Origin of the sequence: Pseudomonas agarici (assembly GCF_900109755.1) — a bacterium.
GTDB lineage: Bacteria > Pseudomonadota > Gammaproteobacteria > Pseudomonadales > Pseudomonadaceae > Aquipseudomonas > Aquipseudomonas agarici.
This window is the reverse complement of record NZ_FOAR01000044.1, coordinates 1-15299: the sequence shown is the minus strand read 5'-3', so window position 1 is coordinate 15299 and position 15299 is coordinate 1. Positions and strand designations below refer to the sequence as shown.

Annotated in this window: 16 protein-coding genes and 1 pseudogene; 16 read left to right on the top strand and 1 reads right to left on the bottom strand. The window is 61.5% G+C overall.

What is annotated here, in order from left to right; translation table 11 throughout:
- On the bottom strand, window positions 1-284 hold a 284-nt coding region (locus BMX68_RS24320), incomplete at its 3' end, for a hypothetical protein (protein WP_143063359.1).
- A gap of 623 nt (window positions 285-907) precedes the next feature.
- On the opposite strand from BMX68_RS24320, the gene phnC reads away from it, so the two are divergent.
- From phnC to BMX68_RS26535, 16 genes and pseudogenes are all read left to right on the top strand, one after another.
- On the top strand, window positions 908-1735 hold the full coding sequence (gene phnC / locus BMX68_RS24315; protein ID WP_017133694.1) for a phosphonate ABC transporter ATP-binding protein: 828 nt from the start codon (window positions 908-910) through the stop codon (window positions 1733-1735).
- A 48-nt stretch (window positions 1736-1783) separates the two neighbouring features.
- Window positions 1784-2788 (top strand): phosphonate ABC transporter substrate-binding protein, encoded by a 1005-nt coding sequence (gene phnD, locus BMX68_RS24310; RefSeq protein ID WP_017133695.1) that lies wholly within the window; start codon window positions 1784-1786, stop codon window positions 2786-2788.
- A gap of 70 nt (window positions 2789-2858) precedes the next feature.
- A complete protein-coding gene (gene phnE / locus BMX68_RS24305) occupies window positions 2859-3647 on the top strand; it encodes a phosphonate ABC transporter, permease protein PhnE (RefSeq protein WP_017133696.1) in 789 nt (262 codons plus the stop codon).
- A 34-nt stretch (window positions 3648-3681) separates the two neighbouring features.
- A complete protein-coding gene (phnF, locus tag BMX68_RS24300) occupies window positions 3682-4386 on the top strand; it encodes a phosphonate metabolism transcriptional regulator PhnF (RefSeq protein ID WP_017133697.1) in 705 nt (234 codons plus the stop codon).
- A 14-nt stretch (window positions 4387-4400) separates the two neighbouring features.
- Window positions 4401-4850: a phosphonate C-P lyase system protein PhnG gene (gene phnG / locus BMX68_RS24295; protein WP_026013370.1), complete on the top strand. Its 450-nt coding sequence runs from the start codon at window positions 4401-4403 to the stop codon at window positions 4848-4850.
- The gene (gene phnH, locus BMX68_RS24290; protein ID WP_017133699.1) at window positions 4850-5449 is read left to right on the top strand and encodes a phosphonate C-P lyase system protein PhnH; all 600 of its coding nucleotides are present in this window, start codon (window positions 4850-4852) and stop codon (window positions 5447-5449) included. Before phnG ends, phnH begins: the two co-directional genes overlap by 1 nt.
- Window positions 5449-6516: a carbon-phosphorus lyase complex subunit gene (locus tag BMX68_RS24285; protein ID WP_017133700.1), complete on the top strand. Its 1068-nt coding sequence runs from the start codon at window positions 5449-5451 to the stop codon at window positions 6514-6516. Before phnH ends, BMX68_RS24285 begins: the two co-directional genes overlap by 1 nt.
- On the top strand, window positions 6516-7382 hold the full coding sequence (locus BMX68_RS24280; RefSeq protein WP_017133701.1) for an alpha-D-ribose 1-methylphosphonate 5-phosphate C-P-lyase PhnJ: 867 nt from the start codon (window positions 6516-6518) through the stop codon (window positions 7380-7382). Before BMX68_RS24285 ends, BMX68_RS24280 begins: the two co-directional genes overlap by 1 nt.
- Entirely contained in the window at window positions 7379-8200 is an 822-nt protein-coding gene (gene phnK / locus BMX68_RS24275; RefSeq protein ID WP_017133702.1) for a phosphonate C-P lyase system protein PhnK, read from the top strand. Before BMX68_RS24280 ends, phnK begins: the two co-directional genes overlap by 4 nt.
- A 26-nt stretch (window positions 8201-8226) precedes the next feature.
- The gene (gene phnL / locus BMX68_RS24270) at window positions 8227-8943 is read left to right on the top strand and encodes a phosphonate C-P lyase system protein PhnL (RefSeq protein WP_017133703.1); all 717 of its coding nucleotides are present in this window, start codon (window positions 8227-8229) and stop codon (window positions 8941-8943) included.
- Window positions 8937-10082, top strand: coding sequence for an alpha-D-ribose 1-methylphosphonate 5-triphosphate diphosphatase (locus tag BMX68_RS24265; protein WP_017133704.1), 1146 nt, complete (start codon window positions 8937-8939; stop codon window positions 10080-10082). Before phnL ends, BMX68_RS24265 begins: the two co-directional genes overlap by 7 nt.
- Window positions 10082-10651, top strand: a complete 570-nt coding sequence (phnN, locus tag BMX68_RS24260) for a phosphonate metabolism protein/1,5-bisphosphokinase (PRPP-forming) PhnN (protein WP_017133705.1) — start codon at window positions 10082-10084, stop codon at window positions 10649-10651. The genes BMX68_RS24265 and phnN overlap by 1 nt, the downstream gene beginning before the upstream one ends.
- A complete protein-coding gene (gene phnP / locus BMX68_RS24255) occupies window positions 10642-11391 on the top strand; it encodes a phosphonate metabolism protein PhnP (protein ID WP_060782477.1) in 750 nt (249 codons plus the stop codon). The genes phnN and phnP overlap by 10 nt, the downstream gene beginning before the upstream one ends.
- 162 nt (window positions 11392-11553) lie before the next feature.
- Window positions 11554-13758, top strand: coding sequence for an OsmC domain/YcaO domain-containing protein (locus tag BMX68_RS24250; protein ID WP_017133707.1), 2205 nt, complete (start codon window positions 11554-11556; stop codon window positions 13756-13758).
- Window positions 13759-13832: 74 nt separating this feature from the next.
- Entirely contained in the window at window positions 13833-14354 is a 522-nt protein-coding gene (locus tag BMX68_RS24245) for a hypothetical protein (RefSeq protein WP_248672863.1), read from the top strand.
- 570 nt (window positions 14355-14924) lie between these two features.
- Window positions 14925-15299, top strand: a pseudogene (locus BMX68_RS26535) (DUF6861 domain-containing protein); the annotation flags it as partial.

The following is a 15299-nucleotide window of genomic DNA, read 5'->3' as shown; positions in this document are numbered from 1 at the left end:
AACAGCGCATTGCTTAGCCAGTCGCAGAACTGCTTCACCTCCTCGTCGGTGCCGGTCTGGTTCATGCCGACGCCGACCGCAATGCCCACCGCACTCCCGAGTACGAGGCAGCCCAGCCCACCGGTGGCGACGGTAAGGCCCGTTGCCGCGACAACCGCCGTGGTGGCCAGTGTGCCGACCGCGACAGAGGCGGCGATTTCCAGCACGCCGCCCAGGAGGTCGGCCATCGGCGCGGTGTGCAGCAAGGCATCGCCTTCGCGGGCGGCCCAGTAGGTGTCGGTCATGCCGGTGCGTTCCGTGCGAACAGGGACGCCCATCGGACCATGAACGAAGACCGGGAATTAAGAGGACGGCCTGACTACACGGCGTAGGAATGGTCTCTATAAGAGATTGAAATGGCTGACATTAAGGCGCGTGGAGCGGTCCGTGAAGTGAGAGGCGATGAGCAAACACGGCTCGCAATCCTGCTCGGCATCTTGAGTCGAGGCACCATTGTGCCGGGCGGTACCCGCCGCTATGTTTATCAGAGGCATTGGTATGCCTCGTCGGGATAATCGCAGGCACCTTACCGAGGTGTTAGTGGCCTGTGTGGTGAGTTCTATGAGTCAATTTCGGCGCCACCGGCCCCTGGCCGGCGTTGCTGTTTCTTGCCATAGCCAGGTTATGACTCGTCACCGCGCCTTGGCCATGAACGGGTGGCATCCGAACTTGAGCTAACGAACTCACCGTACAGGCCACTAAAGATGACCCCGCAATTACGCGGCTCTTGGAAAAACATCAACACAAACGTCATCAAACCGTGACTTTACGGTCATATCTCGTTCGCGGGATCGCAACACGCGCGCTTTAACGTCTGCTCATCTCAATGCAGCCATGGACGGCTTCTACCACCAGACAGAGAGCGACCATGACCGCAGCCATCCATGTCGATCGTTTGAACAAGACCTTTTCGCGCAAGACCGCCTTGGTCGATCTCGAACTGTCCATCCAGACCGGCGAGATGGTCGCGTTGATCGGCGCTTCCGGATCCGGCAAGTCGACTTTGTTGCGCCATCTCGCCGGCCTCGCTGTGTGCGATCGCGATAACGGAGGACGGGTTCAAGTGCTGGGTCGCGACGTTCAGTCCAGCGGCCGGCTCAATGGCGATGTGCGCCGCCTGCGGGCCGACATCGGCTATATTTTCCAACAGTTCAACCTTGTTAATCGGCTGAGTGTTCTAGACAACGTGCTGCTCGGTTGCCTAGGTCGCATGCCGCGTTTTCGCGGCAATTTCGCTCTATTCAACGCCGAGGAACGACATCGGGCCCACGAATCCCTGGAGCGTGTCGGCCTGCTCGACTTGGCCGGTCAGCGCGCCTCGACCCTGTCCGGCGGCCAGCAGCAACGTGTCGCCATCGCCCGCACCCTGACCCAGCGCGCGGACGTCATCCTGGCCGACGAGCCGATTGCCTCCCTCGATCCGGAATCGGCGCGCAAGGTCATGGAGATCCTCGCCGACATCAATCGCCGCGACGGCAAGACCGTGGTGGTGACCCTGCATCAAGTGGATTACGCCGTTCGTTATTGCCCTCGCGCCGTGGCGCTCAAGGGCGGTCGGATCCACTACGACGGTGCGGCTTCAGAGCTGAACGGGCCTCTGCTCAACGGCCTGTACGGCGCCGACCTGGACACCAGCCTGATGTTTTCCGATCAGGCTCGGCGCATGGATAACGCGCCCCGGCTGGTCCTGGCCTAAATCCAGACAATCTTTCGAACCCTTAACGCACCTGCAGGAATCCATTTCATGTTGAACCGTATCGGTCGCGTCCTTGCGTCTGCCGCTTTGCTGGCCAGCTTTACCCTGGGCACCGCCCAGGCGGAAGAAAACGTCATCAACTTCGGTCTCATGTCCACCGAGTCCTCGCAGAACCTCAAGAGTGTCTGGCAGCCGTTTCTTGACGACATGTCGAAAAAGACCGGCCTGAAAGTCAACGCCATCTTTGCTTCCGACTATGCCGGCCTGATTCAGGGCATGCGCTTCAACAAGGTCGATGTGGCCTGGCTCGGCAACAAGGGGGCGATGGAGGCGGTGGACCGCTCCAACGGTCAAATCTTCGCCCAGACCGCCGCCGCCAACGGCAATCCCGGCTACTGGAGCGTGCTGATCGTGCGTAAGGACAGTCCGATCAACTCAGTCGAAGACATGCTCAAGAAGGCCAAGGACCTGACCTTCGGCAATGGTGACCCTAACTCCACTTCCGGCTACCTCGTACCCGGCTACTACGTGTTTGCCAAGAATCATGTCGACGCCGCCACCGCTTTCAAACGCACCCTGAACTCCAGCCACGAAGTGAACGCCCTGAGCGTCGCCAAGGGCCAGCTCGATGTCGCGACCTTCAACACCGAAAGCTGGGACCGCCTGAAAGTGACCCAACCGGAAAAGTCGGCGATGCTCAAGGAAATCTGGCGTTCGCCGCTGATCCCGGCCGACCCGATGGTCTGGAACAAGAACCTTTCGGACGCCAACAAAGCCAAGATCAGTGCGTTCTTCGCCAGCTACGGCGACACCCCACAAGAGAAGGCCGTGCTGGATAACATGCAGTTGGGCAAGTTCCTCAAATCCAGCGATGACCAGTTGCTGACCATTCGCCAACTTGAGTTGTTCAAGCAGCGCACCGAAGTCAGCGCCAGCACCACCCTGAGTGAGCAAGAGAAAGCCAGCAAGCTCAAGGGCCTCGATGCCGACCTGGCGAAGCTGCAAGAACGCATCACCGAGCTGGACAAGAAAACCGCCACCAACGCGGGTTGACTCACAGGGTTAAGCCACCTGGCCCCGAGGGGCCGGGTACCGCCTCATCCGTTGTCGAAGAGAGCTGCTCATGACCACTCACGCTGTATACGCCGACGCTGTTGGCAAACGCTCCTGGACCCGCTACATCGGCTGGGGTCTGTTCCTGGCGATGCTCGCCTGGGCCTGGCACGGCGCGGAAATGAACCCCCTGCAGCTGTACCGCGATTCAGGAAACATGGCCACCTTCACCGCTGACTTCTTCCCACCTGACTTCCACGAATGGCGCTCTTACCTCACGGAAATGATCGTCACCGTGCATATCGCCCTCTGGGGCACGCTGTTGGCGATTATCTGCTCGGTACCGTTGGGGATTCTCTGCGCCGACAACATCACCCCCTGGTGGATTCATCAGCCACTGCGCCGGGTCATGGACTCGTGCCGTTCGATCAACGAAATGGTGTTCGCCATGTTGTTTGTGGTGGCGGTTGGCCTGGGTCCGTTCGCCGGTGTCCTGGCGCTGTGGATCAGCACCACCGGGGTTCTCGCCAAGCTGTTCGCCGAAGCGGTCGAAGCGATTGATCCAGGGCCGGTGGAAGGTGTGCGTGCCACTGGCGCCAGTGCCTTGCAGGAAGTGATCTACGGGGTGATCCCACAGGTCATGCCGCTATGGATCTCCTACGCGCTGTACCGCTTCGAGTCCAACGTGCGCTCGGCGACGGTAGTGGGGATGGTCGGGGCCGGCGGGATTGGCGTAATTCTCTGGGAAAACATTCGCGCCTTCCAGTTCACCCAGACGTGCGCGGTGCTGCTGCTGATCATCTTCGTGGTGAGTGTGATCGACATCCTGTCGCAACGCCTGCGCAAACAATTCATCTGATCGGAGAGGGTGCCTGACGGCGCTTTTTTTAGCCATGGTATTGTCTAGACAAGTAGAGCCGATCTACCGCGAGCTGGCTGACACCCTGCGTCGCGAGTTGTCCGGCTATCGTGCGGGCGACTACCTGCCACCCGAAGTGCAGTTGGCCTCGCGCTTCTCGGTGAACCGCCACACCATCCGTCGCGCCATCGACGAACTGGTGGCCGAGGGCTGCTTGTTACGCCTGCAGGGTAAGGGCACTCAAGTGCTGGATCGCCCGCTGATCTACCCGATGGCGGCGGACAGCGCCTACAGCCAGTCGCTGTCGGCCCAGGGCGTCGGCGTCCAGGCGCTGCTGTTACGCCGCCGGCACTGCCCGGCGAGTCGTGAGGACGCCCGCCACTTGGACCTGCAAGAGCAGGCACCGTTGATCGAGCTGCAAACCCTGCGCCTGCTCGACGAGCAACCGGTGAGCCTGATTCGCCACCGCTACTGCGCCAGCCGCGCCCGCTGGCTGGCTCCCTACAACGGCGGTTCGCTGCGTCAGTTCTTCGCCGACCGCGATCTGCCCCTGACTCGCACCTTTAGCCTGATCGGCGCGCGCCTGCCCAGCCGCGACGAGGCTGGCCTATTGCTGATGCCCCGGCATATGCCGGTGCTGACGGTGCTGACCGTTTCCCGTGACCCCGCTGGACGACCGGTGGAGCTGGCGCTGTCTACCAGCCGTTCGGACCGCTTTCAGTACCAGGTCGTGACCTGATGGAGAACCTCAAGATGACTGCTCCCCAAACACATGCTGTACGGCAACGTTGGATTGGCGTGCTGGCCCGCGCCCAAGGCGTGGAGTTACACGCCCATGAAGCGGCCCTGCGCGACACCGATTACCAAGTGATTCGAGCCCCGGAAGTCGGCATGACCCTGGTGCGTGGCCGCATGGGCGGTACCGGTGCGCCATTCAATGTCGGCGAAATGACCGTCACCCGCTGCGTGGTACGCCTGGCCGATGGCCGAGTCGGTTACAGCTACCTGGCCGGACGCGACAAACAGCACGCCGAGCTGGCCGCGCTGGCCGATGCACACCTGCAAGGCAGCCAGCAGGCGCGCTGGCTCAGCGAACTGATCGAACCCCTGGCCCATGCCGAGGCCCTGCGTCGGGCCGCGAAAGAGGCCGACACCGCCGCGACCAAGGTCGAGTTTTTCACCCTGGTACGAGGAGAAAATTGATGAATGCAAGTCTTCTGCAAGGCGCCTTCGCCGACCCGGTGCTGGATGCCCAGCGCAGTTTCCGCGCGGCCCTCGATGCGTTGGCCAATCCTGGCGTGGCCCAGGCCCTGCCGATGCTGACGAGCCTGGACGGCCTGGCCCCGGCCACCTACGCCCTGTGCCTGGCGCTGCTCGACGGCGACACGCCGCTGTGGTTGGCGCCGTCCTTCGATACCCCGGCGATTCGCGCCAACCTGGCTTTTCACTGTGCCTGTCCGCTGACCACCCAGCGTGAAGGAGCACGCTTCGCGCTGCTCGCGGTCGAGGATCTGCATGACCTCGCCGGCTTCGACTTGGGCAACGAACGTTATCCGGATCAGTCTTGCACCTTGCTGGTTCAGTTGCCCCAGCTAGACAGCGGGCGCTCCGTGACTTGGCGCGGTCCGGGCATCCGCGACGACCAGCGGGTCAGCCTGCCGCTGGTCGAGGACTTCTGGCACCAGCGCGAGCGCCACGGTGCGTTTCCCCTTGGGTTGGATGTGTTTTTTCTGGCGGGCGGCAATGTGCTTGGCCTGCCGCGCAGTACCCGTGTCAGCCACCTGTCCGAGGAGCTTGCCTGATGTATGTAGCCGTCAAGGGTGGCGAGAAAGCCATCGACAATGCCCACCGCCTGCTGGCAAAAAAACGCCGTGGCGACACCGCCATCGCCGAGCTCGAGGTTGAACAGGTACGCCAGCAACTGCCGTTGGCGGTGGCGCGGGTGATGACCGAGGGTTCGCTCTACGATGAACAACTGGCCGCGCTGGCGATCAAGCAGGCGGCGGGGGACCTGGTGGAAGCGATCTTCCTGCTGCGGGCCTATCGCACGACGCTGCCGCGCTTCAACGACAGCCTGCCCATCGATACTTCGGACATGCAGCTCAACCGGCGGCTGTCGGCGACGTTCAAGGACGTGCCGGGCGGTCAGTTGCTGGGGCCGACCTTCGACTACACCCACCGTTTGTTGGACTTTACGCTGCTGGCCGAAGGCGAGCATCCGGGGCCGCAAGTGGAAGAGGGCGCCAGCGTGGCGCCGTGCCCACGGGTGCTGGAGCTGTTGGCGAAGGAAGGGTTGATCAAGTCCGAAAACGACCAGGGTGCCGCGGTCGACGATATCACCCGCGAACCTCTGGAGTACCCGGCCAGCCGGGCTCAGCGCCTACAGGCATTGGCCCGCGGCGACGAAGGTTTCCTGTTGGCTCTGGGCTATTCGACCCAACGCGGCTACGGGCGCAATCACCCCTTTGCCGGTGAGATCCGTATCGGTGAGGTCGAGGTTTGGATTGAACCGGAGGAGCTGGGCTTTGCCATCGCCATCGGCAGCATCGAAGTGACCGAGTGCGAAATGGTCAACCAGTTCGTCGGCTCGAAAACCGAGCCGGCACAGTTTACTCGCGGCTATGGCCTGGCCTTCGGCCACGCCGAACGCAAGGCGATGGGCATGGCCCTGGTGGACCGCTCGATGCGGGCCGAGGAATTCAACGAAGAAGTGCTTTCGCCGGCGCAGCAGGAGGAATTCGTGCTGGCCCACTGTGACAACGTCGAGGCCGCTGGTTTCGTCTCGCACCTCAAGCTACCGCACTACGTCGATTTCCAGTCCGAACTGGAACTGATCCGCAAATTGCGCCACCCCGAGGAGAACCGTTGATGAACGGCCAGACCCCGATCCGCGACGAAGCCTACAACTTCGCCTACCTTGACGAGCAGACCAAACGCATGATCCGTCGCGGCCTGCTCAAGGCCGTGGCAATTCCCGGTTACCAGGTGCCGTTCGGCGGCCGCGAAATGCCGCTGCCCTATGGCTGGGGCACCGGCGGCATGCAACTGACGGCGGCGATTCTCGGTGCCGAGGATGTGCTCAAGGTCATCGACCAGGGCGCCGACGACACCACCAATGCCGTCTCGATCCGCCGTTTCTTCGCCCGCACCGCCGGTGTCGCCACCACCGAACGCACGCCGCACGCCACGGTAATCCAGACCCGCCACCGGATTCCGGAAACACCGTTGCAGGCCGGCCAGATCATGGTCTACCAGGTGCCGATCCCCGAACCGCTGCGTTTTATCGAGCCCTCGGAAACCGAGACGCGGACCATGCACGCCCTCAACGACTACGGGGTCATGCACGTCAAGCTCTACGAGGACATCGCCACCTTTGGCCATATCGCCACCAGTTACGCTTACCCAGTGACGGTCGACGAGCGCTACGTGATGGACCCGTCGCCGATTCCCAAGTTCGACAACCCGAAACTCGACATGAGCCCAGCCCTGATGCTGTTCGGCGCCGGACGCGAGAAGCGCCTGTACGCGGTGCCGCCCTACACGCGGGTGAGCAGCCTCGATTTCGAAGATCACCCTTTCGAGATCCAGCGTTGGGAGCAGAGCTGCGCGATTTGTGCCAGCCACGATTCGTTTCTCGACGAGTTGATCGTCGACGATGCCGGCACCCAGCAGTTTGTCTGCTCAGACACCGATTACTGCGCCCAGCGCGTCAGCGAACAGGAGCAAGGTCAATGAATGCCGCTTTACTGAACCCGGCCCTCCAGACGCGTCAGGACGAACGCGCCAAGCCCTTGCTGCAGGTGCGTGGCCTGGGCAAATTATATGGTCCCGAGAAGGGCTGCCAGGACGTCAGCTTCGATCTCTATCCCGGCGAAGTGCTGGGTATCGTCGGCGAATCCGGTTCGGGCAAGTCGACCCTGCTGTCACTGCTCAGCGGACGTTGCCCGCCGGACAGCGGTGCAATTGCCTACCGTGATAAGTCTGACAACTGGCTGGATCTCTACAGTGCCAGTGAAGCCGAGCGCCGCACCCTGCTGCGCACCGAGTGGGGCTTTGTCGAACAGAACCCCCGCGATGGCCTGCGGATGGGCGTCTCCGCCGGGGCCAATATCGGCGAGCGGCTGATGGCCCAGGGCGTGCGCAACTATGGGCAACTGCGTGCCGCCGGGATCGATTGGCTGAGCCAGGTGGAGATCGACCCGCTGCGTATCGACGACCTGCCACGGACCTTCTCCGGCGGCATGCAACAGCGCCTGCAGATTGCCCGCAACCTGGTCTCGGGGCCGCGCCTGGTGTTTATGGACGAACCCACCGGCGGTCTCGACGTGTCGGTGCAGGCACGCCTGCTCGATCTGCTGCGCGGCCTGGTGCGCGAACTCGACCTGGCGGTGGTGATCGTCACCCATGACCTGGCCGTGGCGCGCCTGCTGGCGGACCGCTTGATGGTGATGCGCCGCTCGCGAGTGGTGGAGTCGGGGCTCACCGACCAAATCCTCGACGACCCCCAGGACGCCTACTCGCAACTGCTGGTGTCCTCCGTCCTGCAACCCTGATTCGCGCTTCGCTTGAGGTGTCTCCGATGACAACGCTGCTCGAGGTCCGCGACCTCTCGAAAACCTTCACCCTGCACCAGCAACACGGTGTGGTGCTCAATGTGCTGAACGGCCTGGCCTTCAGCGTCGACGCCGGCGAGTGCCTGGTGCTTCACGGCCAATCCGGTGCCGGCAAAAGTACCTTGCTGCGCACGCTGTATGGTAACTACCTGCCTGCGGGTGGCATCATCCGCATTCGCCATGTCGGTAACTGGCTGGAGCTGGTCAGTGCCGAGCCTCGGCAACTGTTGGCCGTGCGCCAGCGCACCTTGGGTTATGTCAGCCAGTTCCTGCGGGTGATCCCCCGGGTCGCCTGCCTGGATGTGGTGATGGAGCCAGCCCTGAGTCGGGGCTGGGACCGCGCCACCGCCCAGGCCCGCGCCGAGGCATTGCTGAGCCGCCTGAATATCCCGCAACGGCTCTGGCGACTGGCGCCGGGCACTTTCTCCGGCGGTGAGCAACAGCGGGTGAACATCGCCCGTGGCTTTATGGTGGATTGGCCGCTGATGCTGCTCGACGAGCCTACGGCGTCCCTCGACGATGCCAACCGCCAGGTGGTGCTGGAACTGATCGGCGAGGCGAAAGCCGCCGGCACCGCGCTGATCGGCATTTTCCATGATCGCGCCGCCCGCGAAGCGGTTGCCGATCGCCATCTCGATATGACCCCGACTGCCTCGCTGTCCAAGGAAGCCACGCCATGCTGAACGAGCAGATTCTCAGCAACGCCCGACTGGTGCTTGCCGACCAAGAGATTACCGGCACCCTGGTGTTGCGCGACGGCCTCATCGCCGAGATCAGCGAGGGCCGCAGCCAACTGCCCCAGGCCTTGGACCTGCAAGGCGATTACTTGCTACCGGGGTTGATCGAACTGCACACCGACAACCTGGAAAAACACATGACCCCGCGTCCGGGGGTGGACTGGCCCTCGGTGTCGGCGGTGCTCAGCCATGACGCGCAGATCATCGCGGCAGGCATCACCACCGTGTTCGACGCCTTGTCCATCGGCGACGTCAACCCCAAGGGCAAGCGCATGCAGCAATTGCCGGGCATGCTCGATGCCATCGCCACCGCCAGCGCCGCCGGGCTGACCCGCGCCGAGCACCGCCTGCACCTGCGTTGCGAGGTTTGCCATCCAGAGACACTGAATGTATTTCGCGACCTGGTGGAAAATCCGTTGGTACAACTGGTCTCGGTCATGGATCACTCGCCGGGCCAACGCCAATTCGCCTTGGAGTCCAAGTACCGCGAGTACTACATGGGCAAGTACCACCTGAGCAACGAGCAGATGGATGAATTCATCGTCCTGCAGATTGCCAACTCGGCGCAATATAGCAATCGCTATCGCGCGGCGATTGTCGAGCACTGCCTGGCCCGTGGCCTGTCGGTGGCCAGCCATGACGATGCGACCCTGGCCCATGTCGAGGAATCGGCGGCCTTCGGTATGAACATCGCCGAGTTCCCCACGACGATGGAGGCAGCCACTGCCTGCCATCGCCTGGGTATGGCGGTGCTGATGGGCGCGCCGAACGTGGTGCGCGGCGGTTCTCATTCGGGCAACGTAGCGGCGGCGGCCCTGGCGAAGGACGGTTTATTGGACATTCTGTCCAGCGACTATTATCCGGCCAGCCTGTTGCAGGCGGCGTTTCTGCTGGCGGCCCAGGATAATGCTTGCGACCTGCCGCGGGCAGTGGCCATGGTCAGCCGGGCACCCGCCCGGGCCGCGGGGCTCGATGATCGTGGGGAAATCGGTGTGGGCCTGCGTGCCGACCTGATCCATGCGCGCGACCAGGGCGGTTTGCCGGTGATCCAACAAGTCTGGCGACAAGCGAAGAGGGTGTTCTGATGGCGGGCAGGTTGATCTATCTCATCGGGCCTTCTGGCTCCGGCAAGGACAGCCTGCTCGATGCCGCCCGCGAACCTCTGGCACAACGCAACTGCCGCATCGTGCGGCGGGTCATCACTCGTTCCGCCGAGGCAGTCGGCGAAGCGGCCCATGGCGTCAGTGCCGAACAGTTCGCGGTGATGCAGGTGCAGGGCGCCTTTGCCTTGAGCTGGAAGGCCAACGGGCTGTGCTACGGGATTCCCCGGGAAATCGACCAGTGGCTGGCGGCGGGGCAGGATGTGCTGGTTAACGGTTCTCGCGGCTATCTGGCGCAGGCTCGCGAGCGTTACCCCGACCTGCGGGCGATCCTGCTGACGGTGGACCCGGCGGTATTGCGCGAGCGGTTGCTGGCGCGAGGGCGCGAGTCGTTGCCGCAGATCGAGGCGCGCCTGGCGCGCAACGCTGACCTTGGGGCCGGCGTGCTGGCGGCGGATGATCCGGCATTGATGCTGCTCGACAACTCCGGGCCGATCCACCAGACCGTGACCCGGTTGTTTGCCCTGATCGGCGAGGAGCGAACATGCGCTTGACCTTGCTCGGCACCGGCGATGCGCGCCAGGTGCCGGTGTATGGCTGTGACTGCCGGGCCTGCGTTGCGGCCCGCCGGCAGTCCGCATTACGGCGTCTGCCATGCAGTGCCCTGGTGGAGTGTGGCGACCAGCGCTGGCTGATCGACAGCGGCCTGCCGGATCTCTGCGAACGTTTTGCGCCGCACAGTTTCAGCGGTATCCTGCAAACCCATTATCATGCCGATCACGCCCAGGGCTTGCTGCACTTGCGCTGGGGCCAGGGATGGGTGATCCCGGTGCATGGTCCGGCCGATCCGCAAGGATTGGCGGATCTCTACAAACATCCGGGGATTCTCGACTTCAGCCAACCCTTCACGGCCTTCGAAACCCGCCGGCTGGGGGCGTTGAGCGTCACTGCCGTGCCGTTGCTACATTCCAAGCCGACCCTGGGGTATCTGCTGGAAGGCGAGGGCCGTTGTATCGCTTACCTGACCGATACCGTCGGGCTACCCGCCGACACCGAAACCTTCCTACGGGGGCGCTCGCTGGATCTGTTGGTGCTCGATTGCTCAATGCCGCCGCAACCCCAGGCGCCCCGCAATCACAACGACCTGAACCTGGCGCTGGCCATGATCGCCGCGCTGAAACCGACGCAGGCGGTACTCACCCATGTCGGTCACACGCTGGATGCCTGGCTGCTGGATCACGCCGGCTCCTTGCCAGCCTCGGTACAGGTCGCCAGGGATGGCATGACACTGTAGGTTTCAGCGGTAGCCACCATGGCGTGAGCGACCGGTATTGACGGGTCAAACCACCGGCATCACCGGCAAAGGTGCGAGAGATGCCGTGACCGCGTGCTCTTCTGGCGGAAAAACCGGATAATGTCGGCCAATTATTTAGCTCCTTATAGTGGTAATTCCCGCATGGAAATAAAGGTTAAGTTTCTCGACAACCTCCGTCTTGAAGCCAAGTTCGATGACTTCACGGTGGTGGCCGATCAACCTATCCGCTATAAGGGCGATGGCTCGGCGCCGGGGCCGTTCGACTATTTCCTGGCGTCGTCGGCGTTGTGCGCCGCCTATTTTGTGAAGTTGTACTGTCAGACACGCAATATCCCCACCGATAACATCCGTCTTTCGCAGAACAACATTGTCGATCCGCACAACCGCTACAAGCAGATCTTCAAGATCCAGGTCGAATTACCCAGCGATATTTCCACCAAGGATCGCCAGGGCATTCTGCGCTCCATCGACCGTTGCACGGTGAAAAAAGTGGTGCAAACGGGGCCGGACTTTGTGATCGAGGAGGTGGACAACCTCGATGCCGATGCCCAGGCGTTGTTGATGCTCAATTCGGATTGCGCAGCGCTCACTTACATCACCGGCAAGGACCTGCCGCTGGAGCAGACCATCGCCAATATGTCCGGCATTCTGGCGGACCTGGGCATGAAGATCGAAATCGCTTCGTGGCGCAATATCGTGCCTAACGTGTGGTCCCTGCATATCCGTGATGCCCACTCGCCGATGTGCTTTACCAATGGCAAGGGCTCGACCAAGGAAAGCGCACTGGCCTCGGCGCTGGGCGAGTTTATCGAGCGGCTCAACTGCAATTTTTTCTACAACGATCAGTTTTGGGGCGAAGACATCGCCAACGCGGCGTTTGTCCATTACCCCAACGAGCGCTGGTTCAAGCCAGGCCGTAAGGATGCGCTGCCGGTCGAGATCCTCGACGCGTACTGCCTGAAGCTCTACAACCCGGAGGGCGAGTTGCGTGGCTCGCATCTCTACGACACCAACTCCGGCAATGTCGAGCGTGGTATCTGTTCGCTGCCGTTTGTGCGCCAATCCGACGGCGAAGTGGTGTACTTCCCGTCCAACTTGATCGAAAACCTGTTCCTCAGCAATGGCATGAGTGCCGGTAACACGCTGGCCGAAGCGCAGGTGCAATGCCTGTCGGAAATCTTCGAGCGTGCGGTGAAACGCGAAATTATCGAAGGTGAAATGGCGCTGCCGGATGTGCCACCGCAAGTACTGGCGAAATACCCTGGTATCCTGGCCGGTATTCAGGGGCTCGAAGAGCAGGGCTTCCCAGTGCTGGTGAAGGATGCGTCGCTGGGCGGCGAATTCCCGGTGATGTGCGTGACCTTGATGAACCCGCGTACCGGCGGCGTGTTCGCCTCCTTCGGGGCGCACCCCAGCCTCGAGGTCGCGCTGGAGCGCAGCTTGACTGAACTGTTGCAGGGCCGCAGTTTCGAAGGCCTGAACGATCTGCCCCAGCCGACTTTCGAAGGCCATGCAGTGACCGAACCGAACAACTTCGTCGAGCACTTTATCGATTCCAGCGGCGTAGTGTCGTGGCGCTTTTTCAGTGCCAAGTCCGATTTCGAGTTTGTCGAGTGGGACTTTTCCGGCCAAGGTGAAAACGCCAATGCCGAGGAGGCGGCGACGCTATTCGGCATTCTCCAGGAACTGGGCAAGGAAGTGTACATGGCGGTGTACGACGACCTGGGTGCAACGGCCTGTCGTATCCTGGTGCCGGGCTACTCGGAAATCTATCCGGTGGATGATCTGATTTGGGACAATACCAATAAGGCACTGTTCTTTCGCGAAGATATCCTGAACCTGCACCGCCTGGACGATGCTGGCCTGAAAGCGCTGGTGGGGTTGCTGGAGGAGAGCGAGTTGGACGATTACACCGACATCACCACCCTGATCGGCATCGAGTTCGACGACAACACCGCATGGGGCCAGTTGACCCTCCTGGAACTGAAGCTGCTGATCCATCTCGCCTTGCGGCATTACGAGGAGGCGAAGGAGTTGGTGGAAACCTTCCTGCAGTACAACGACAACACCGTCGAGCGCGGGTTGTTTTACCAGGCTGTGAACGCGGTACTGGAAGTGCAACTGGACGACGATCTGGAGCTGGATGACTACGAAGTCAATTTCCGCCGGATGTTCGGCAACGAGCGGATGGATGCCGCGTTGGGCTCGGTGGACGCCAGCGTGCGCTTCCATGGCCTGACGCCGACGAGCATGCAACTCGAAGGGCTTGAGCGGCATCAGCGGCTGACCGACAGCTACAAGAAACTACACGCCGCGCGAGCCCGAGCAGCGGGCTTGGCGAGCTGATGGCGCTCAGATGGGAAACGTTGTGAATTGTTGTGAAGTCGGTGATAAGTGGCTATTGGCCCATGATACCGTCTGTGACGCAATATCGTCAGTGCGACGATATCAGTCATTCCATAGAGGGAGCAGCGCCGATGTCTACTACCGTATCACCCGCTGGTGGCGGGCCGAGCACTCAAAAACCCAACACTTCGTTTGACAGCACCCTGGACACGGCCAAGTCCAGCCAGGTCATTGCCGATTACATGCGCAAAAATGGCAAGTCGGCGATTACCAAGCAGGAGCTTTCTCAACTGGCCAGCGACACCTCGGGCAAAGTTCCAGCCGAGGTTGCCGATGCAGCCAAGTACATGGAGCGTCATCCTGATGTTTTCACCGCCATCGAAACTCACGATGTGGCTGGGGCCGATAACCTTTCCGGTGTCTGGAACTTCGATTGGGCAGCCGGCGGTGGACTGAAAGGTTCGGCGACCGACGACGCCATTGCCAAAATGCAGAACACCTTCGATATGGCAATCGCCAAGTCAGCGCAGATCACCGAACTCAGCACGATTAAAAAAGCCGAGTTGGATTCGACCAAACAACGACCCAGTAACTGAGTCCTGGTGCGTTTCTTACCAGGATAAACCATCAATATTGATCGGCACCGCCTGAGGCGACAGGGCTGGGTGGGGGCTCGCAGCGATGCGAACGATATTCCCGCCTTGCCCGCGACCGGCGCTTGCATCAGTCGCCCAGGCTTCCTTCAATGTGTCCGTGGCAATTGCTCGTGGCCCCGCGACGGATCCGCTTCAGAGTTGCGCTTGGATCTATCGGTCCGAATCCGCAACCCACTTGCCTTCAAGCAAATCGACTGATGCCTCATTGTATGCGTCTGGCGAAGTCATCTAGCAGGTAAATTTGTAGACGTCCGACGTGGGTATCCTGACTCTGCGTCGCACTGCCTGAACCACAGGGGAGCGGGAATCATCTAGCACAGGCCTTTCGACTGCCGCTGCATTCAAGGTTTGGATCTCTTGAGATCACTTTTGACAGAGCATGGCACAAAGCTTAACTTTCCCAATTCTCCCCCGAGCGCAGGAGCGATGAATGCCTCTATGGACAAGGATCCCCAGTTGGCTCGATATCGAGGCTTATGCCGAACGCCTATTTAGTAAGCGTGGCCTAGGGGCTACATTCGTGGGGTTTCCACCGCTTGGAACGGCCCTCGAGAGCGAACCGGTAATCCGTTGATTTCCTTTTCCGACGACAGCATGGCAGCACAACAAGGTGCGTGGGATATTGCACGCTCTCATGAGGCCGTAGTGATTCTCCTGCTAAGCGCAATCGTTGCTTATCTGACGCGAGGTCGTGGAAACGCAAGGGTGCTCGCAACCGAAATGCGAGGCAGCGAGCGAGGTGCAAAGCTTGGCCAGTGGATGCTCAAGCACGAAGAAGCATTGAAAAAACATCCTGACCTACAAGCGACAGAGCCTCGCAGAGGCGCACTTGGGCCGCAGGAACCACCACCACCGAACAGCCCATCTGGAAAAGACAAAGAGCCG

Coding starts and splice junctions, on each gene's coding strand:
- BMX68_RS24250 (WP_017133707.1), top strand. CDS start 11,554: ATGGAAATAAAGGTTAAGTTTCTCGACAACCTCCGTCTTGAAGCCAAG.
- BMX68_RS24280 (WP_017133701.1), top strand. CDS start 6,516: ATGAACGGCCAGACCCCGATCCGCGACGAAGCCTACAACTTCGCCTAC.
- phnC (WP_017133694.1), top strand. CDS start 908: ATGACCGCAGCCATCCATGTCGATCGTTTGAACAAGACCTTTTCGCGC.
- phnN (WP_017133705.1), top strand. CDS start 10,082: ATGGCGGGCAGGTTGATCTATCTCATCGGGCCTTCTGGCTCCGGCAAG.
- phnG (WP_026013370.1), top strand. CDS start 4,401: ATGACTGCTCCCCAAACACATGCTGTACGGCAACGTTGGATTGGCGTG.
- phnL (WP_017133703.1), top strand. CDS start 8,227: ATGACAACGCTGCTCGAGGTCCGCGACCTCTCGAAAACCTTCACCCTG.
- phnP (WP_060782477.1), top strand. CDS start 10,642: ATGCGCTTGACCTTGCTCGGCACCGGCGATGCGCGCCAGGTGCCGGTG.
- BMX68_RS24265 (WP_017133704.1), top strand. CDS start 8,937: ATGCTGAACGAGCAGATTCTCAGCAACGCCCGACTGGTGCTTGCCGAC.
- phnD (WP_017133695.1), top strand. CDS start 1,784: ATGTTGAACCGTATCGGTCGCGTCCTTGCGTCTGCCGCTTTGCTGGCC.
- BMX68_RS24285 (WP_017133700.1), top strand. CDS start 5,449: ATGTATGTAGCCGTCAAGGGTGGCGAGAAAGCCATCGACAATGCCCAC.
- phnK (WP_017133702.1), top strand. CDS start 7,379: ATGAATGCCGCTTTACTGAACCCGGCCCTCCAGACGCGTCAGGACGAA.
- phnF (WP_017133697.1), top strand. CDS start 3,682: ATGGTATTGTCTAGACAAGTAGAGCCGATCTACCGCGAGCTGGCTGAC.
- phnE (WP_017133696.1), top strand. CDS start 2,859: ATGACCACTCACGCTGTATACGCCGACGCTGTTGGCAAACGCTCCTGG.
- phnH (WP_017133699.1), top strand. CDS start 4,850: ATGAATGCAAGTCTTCTGCAAGGCGCCTTCGCCGACCCGGTGCTGGAT.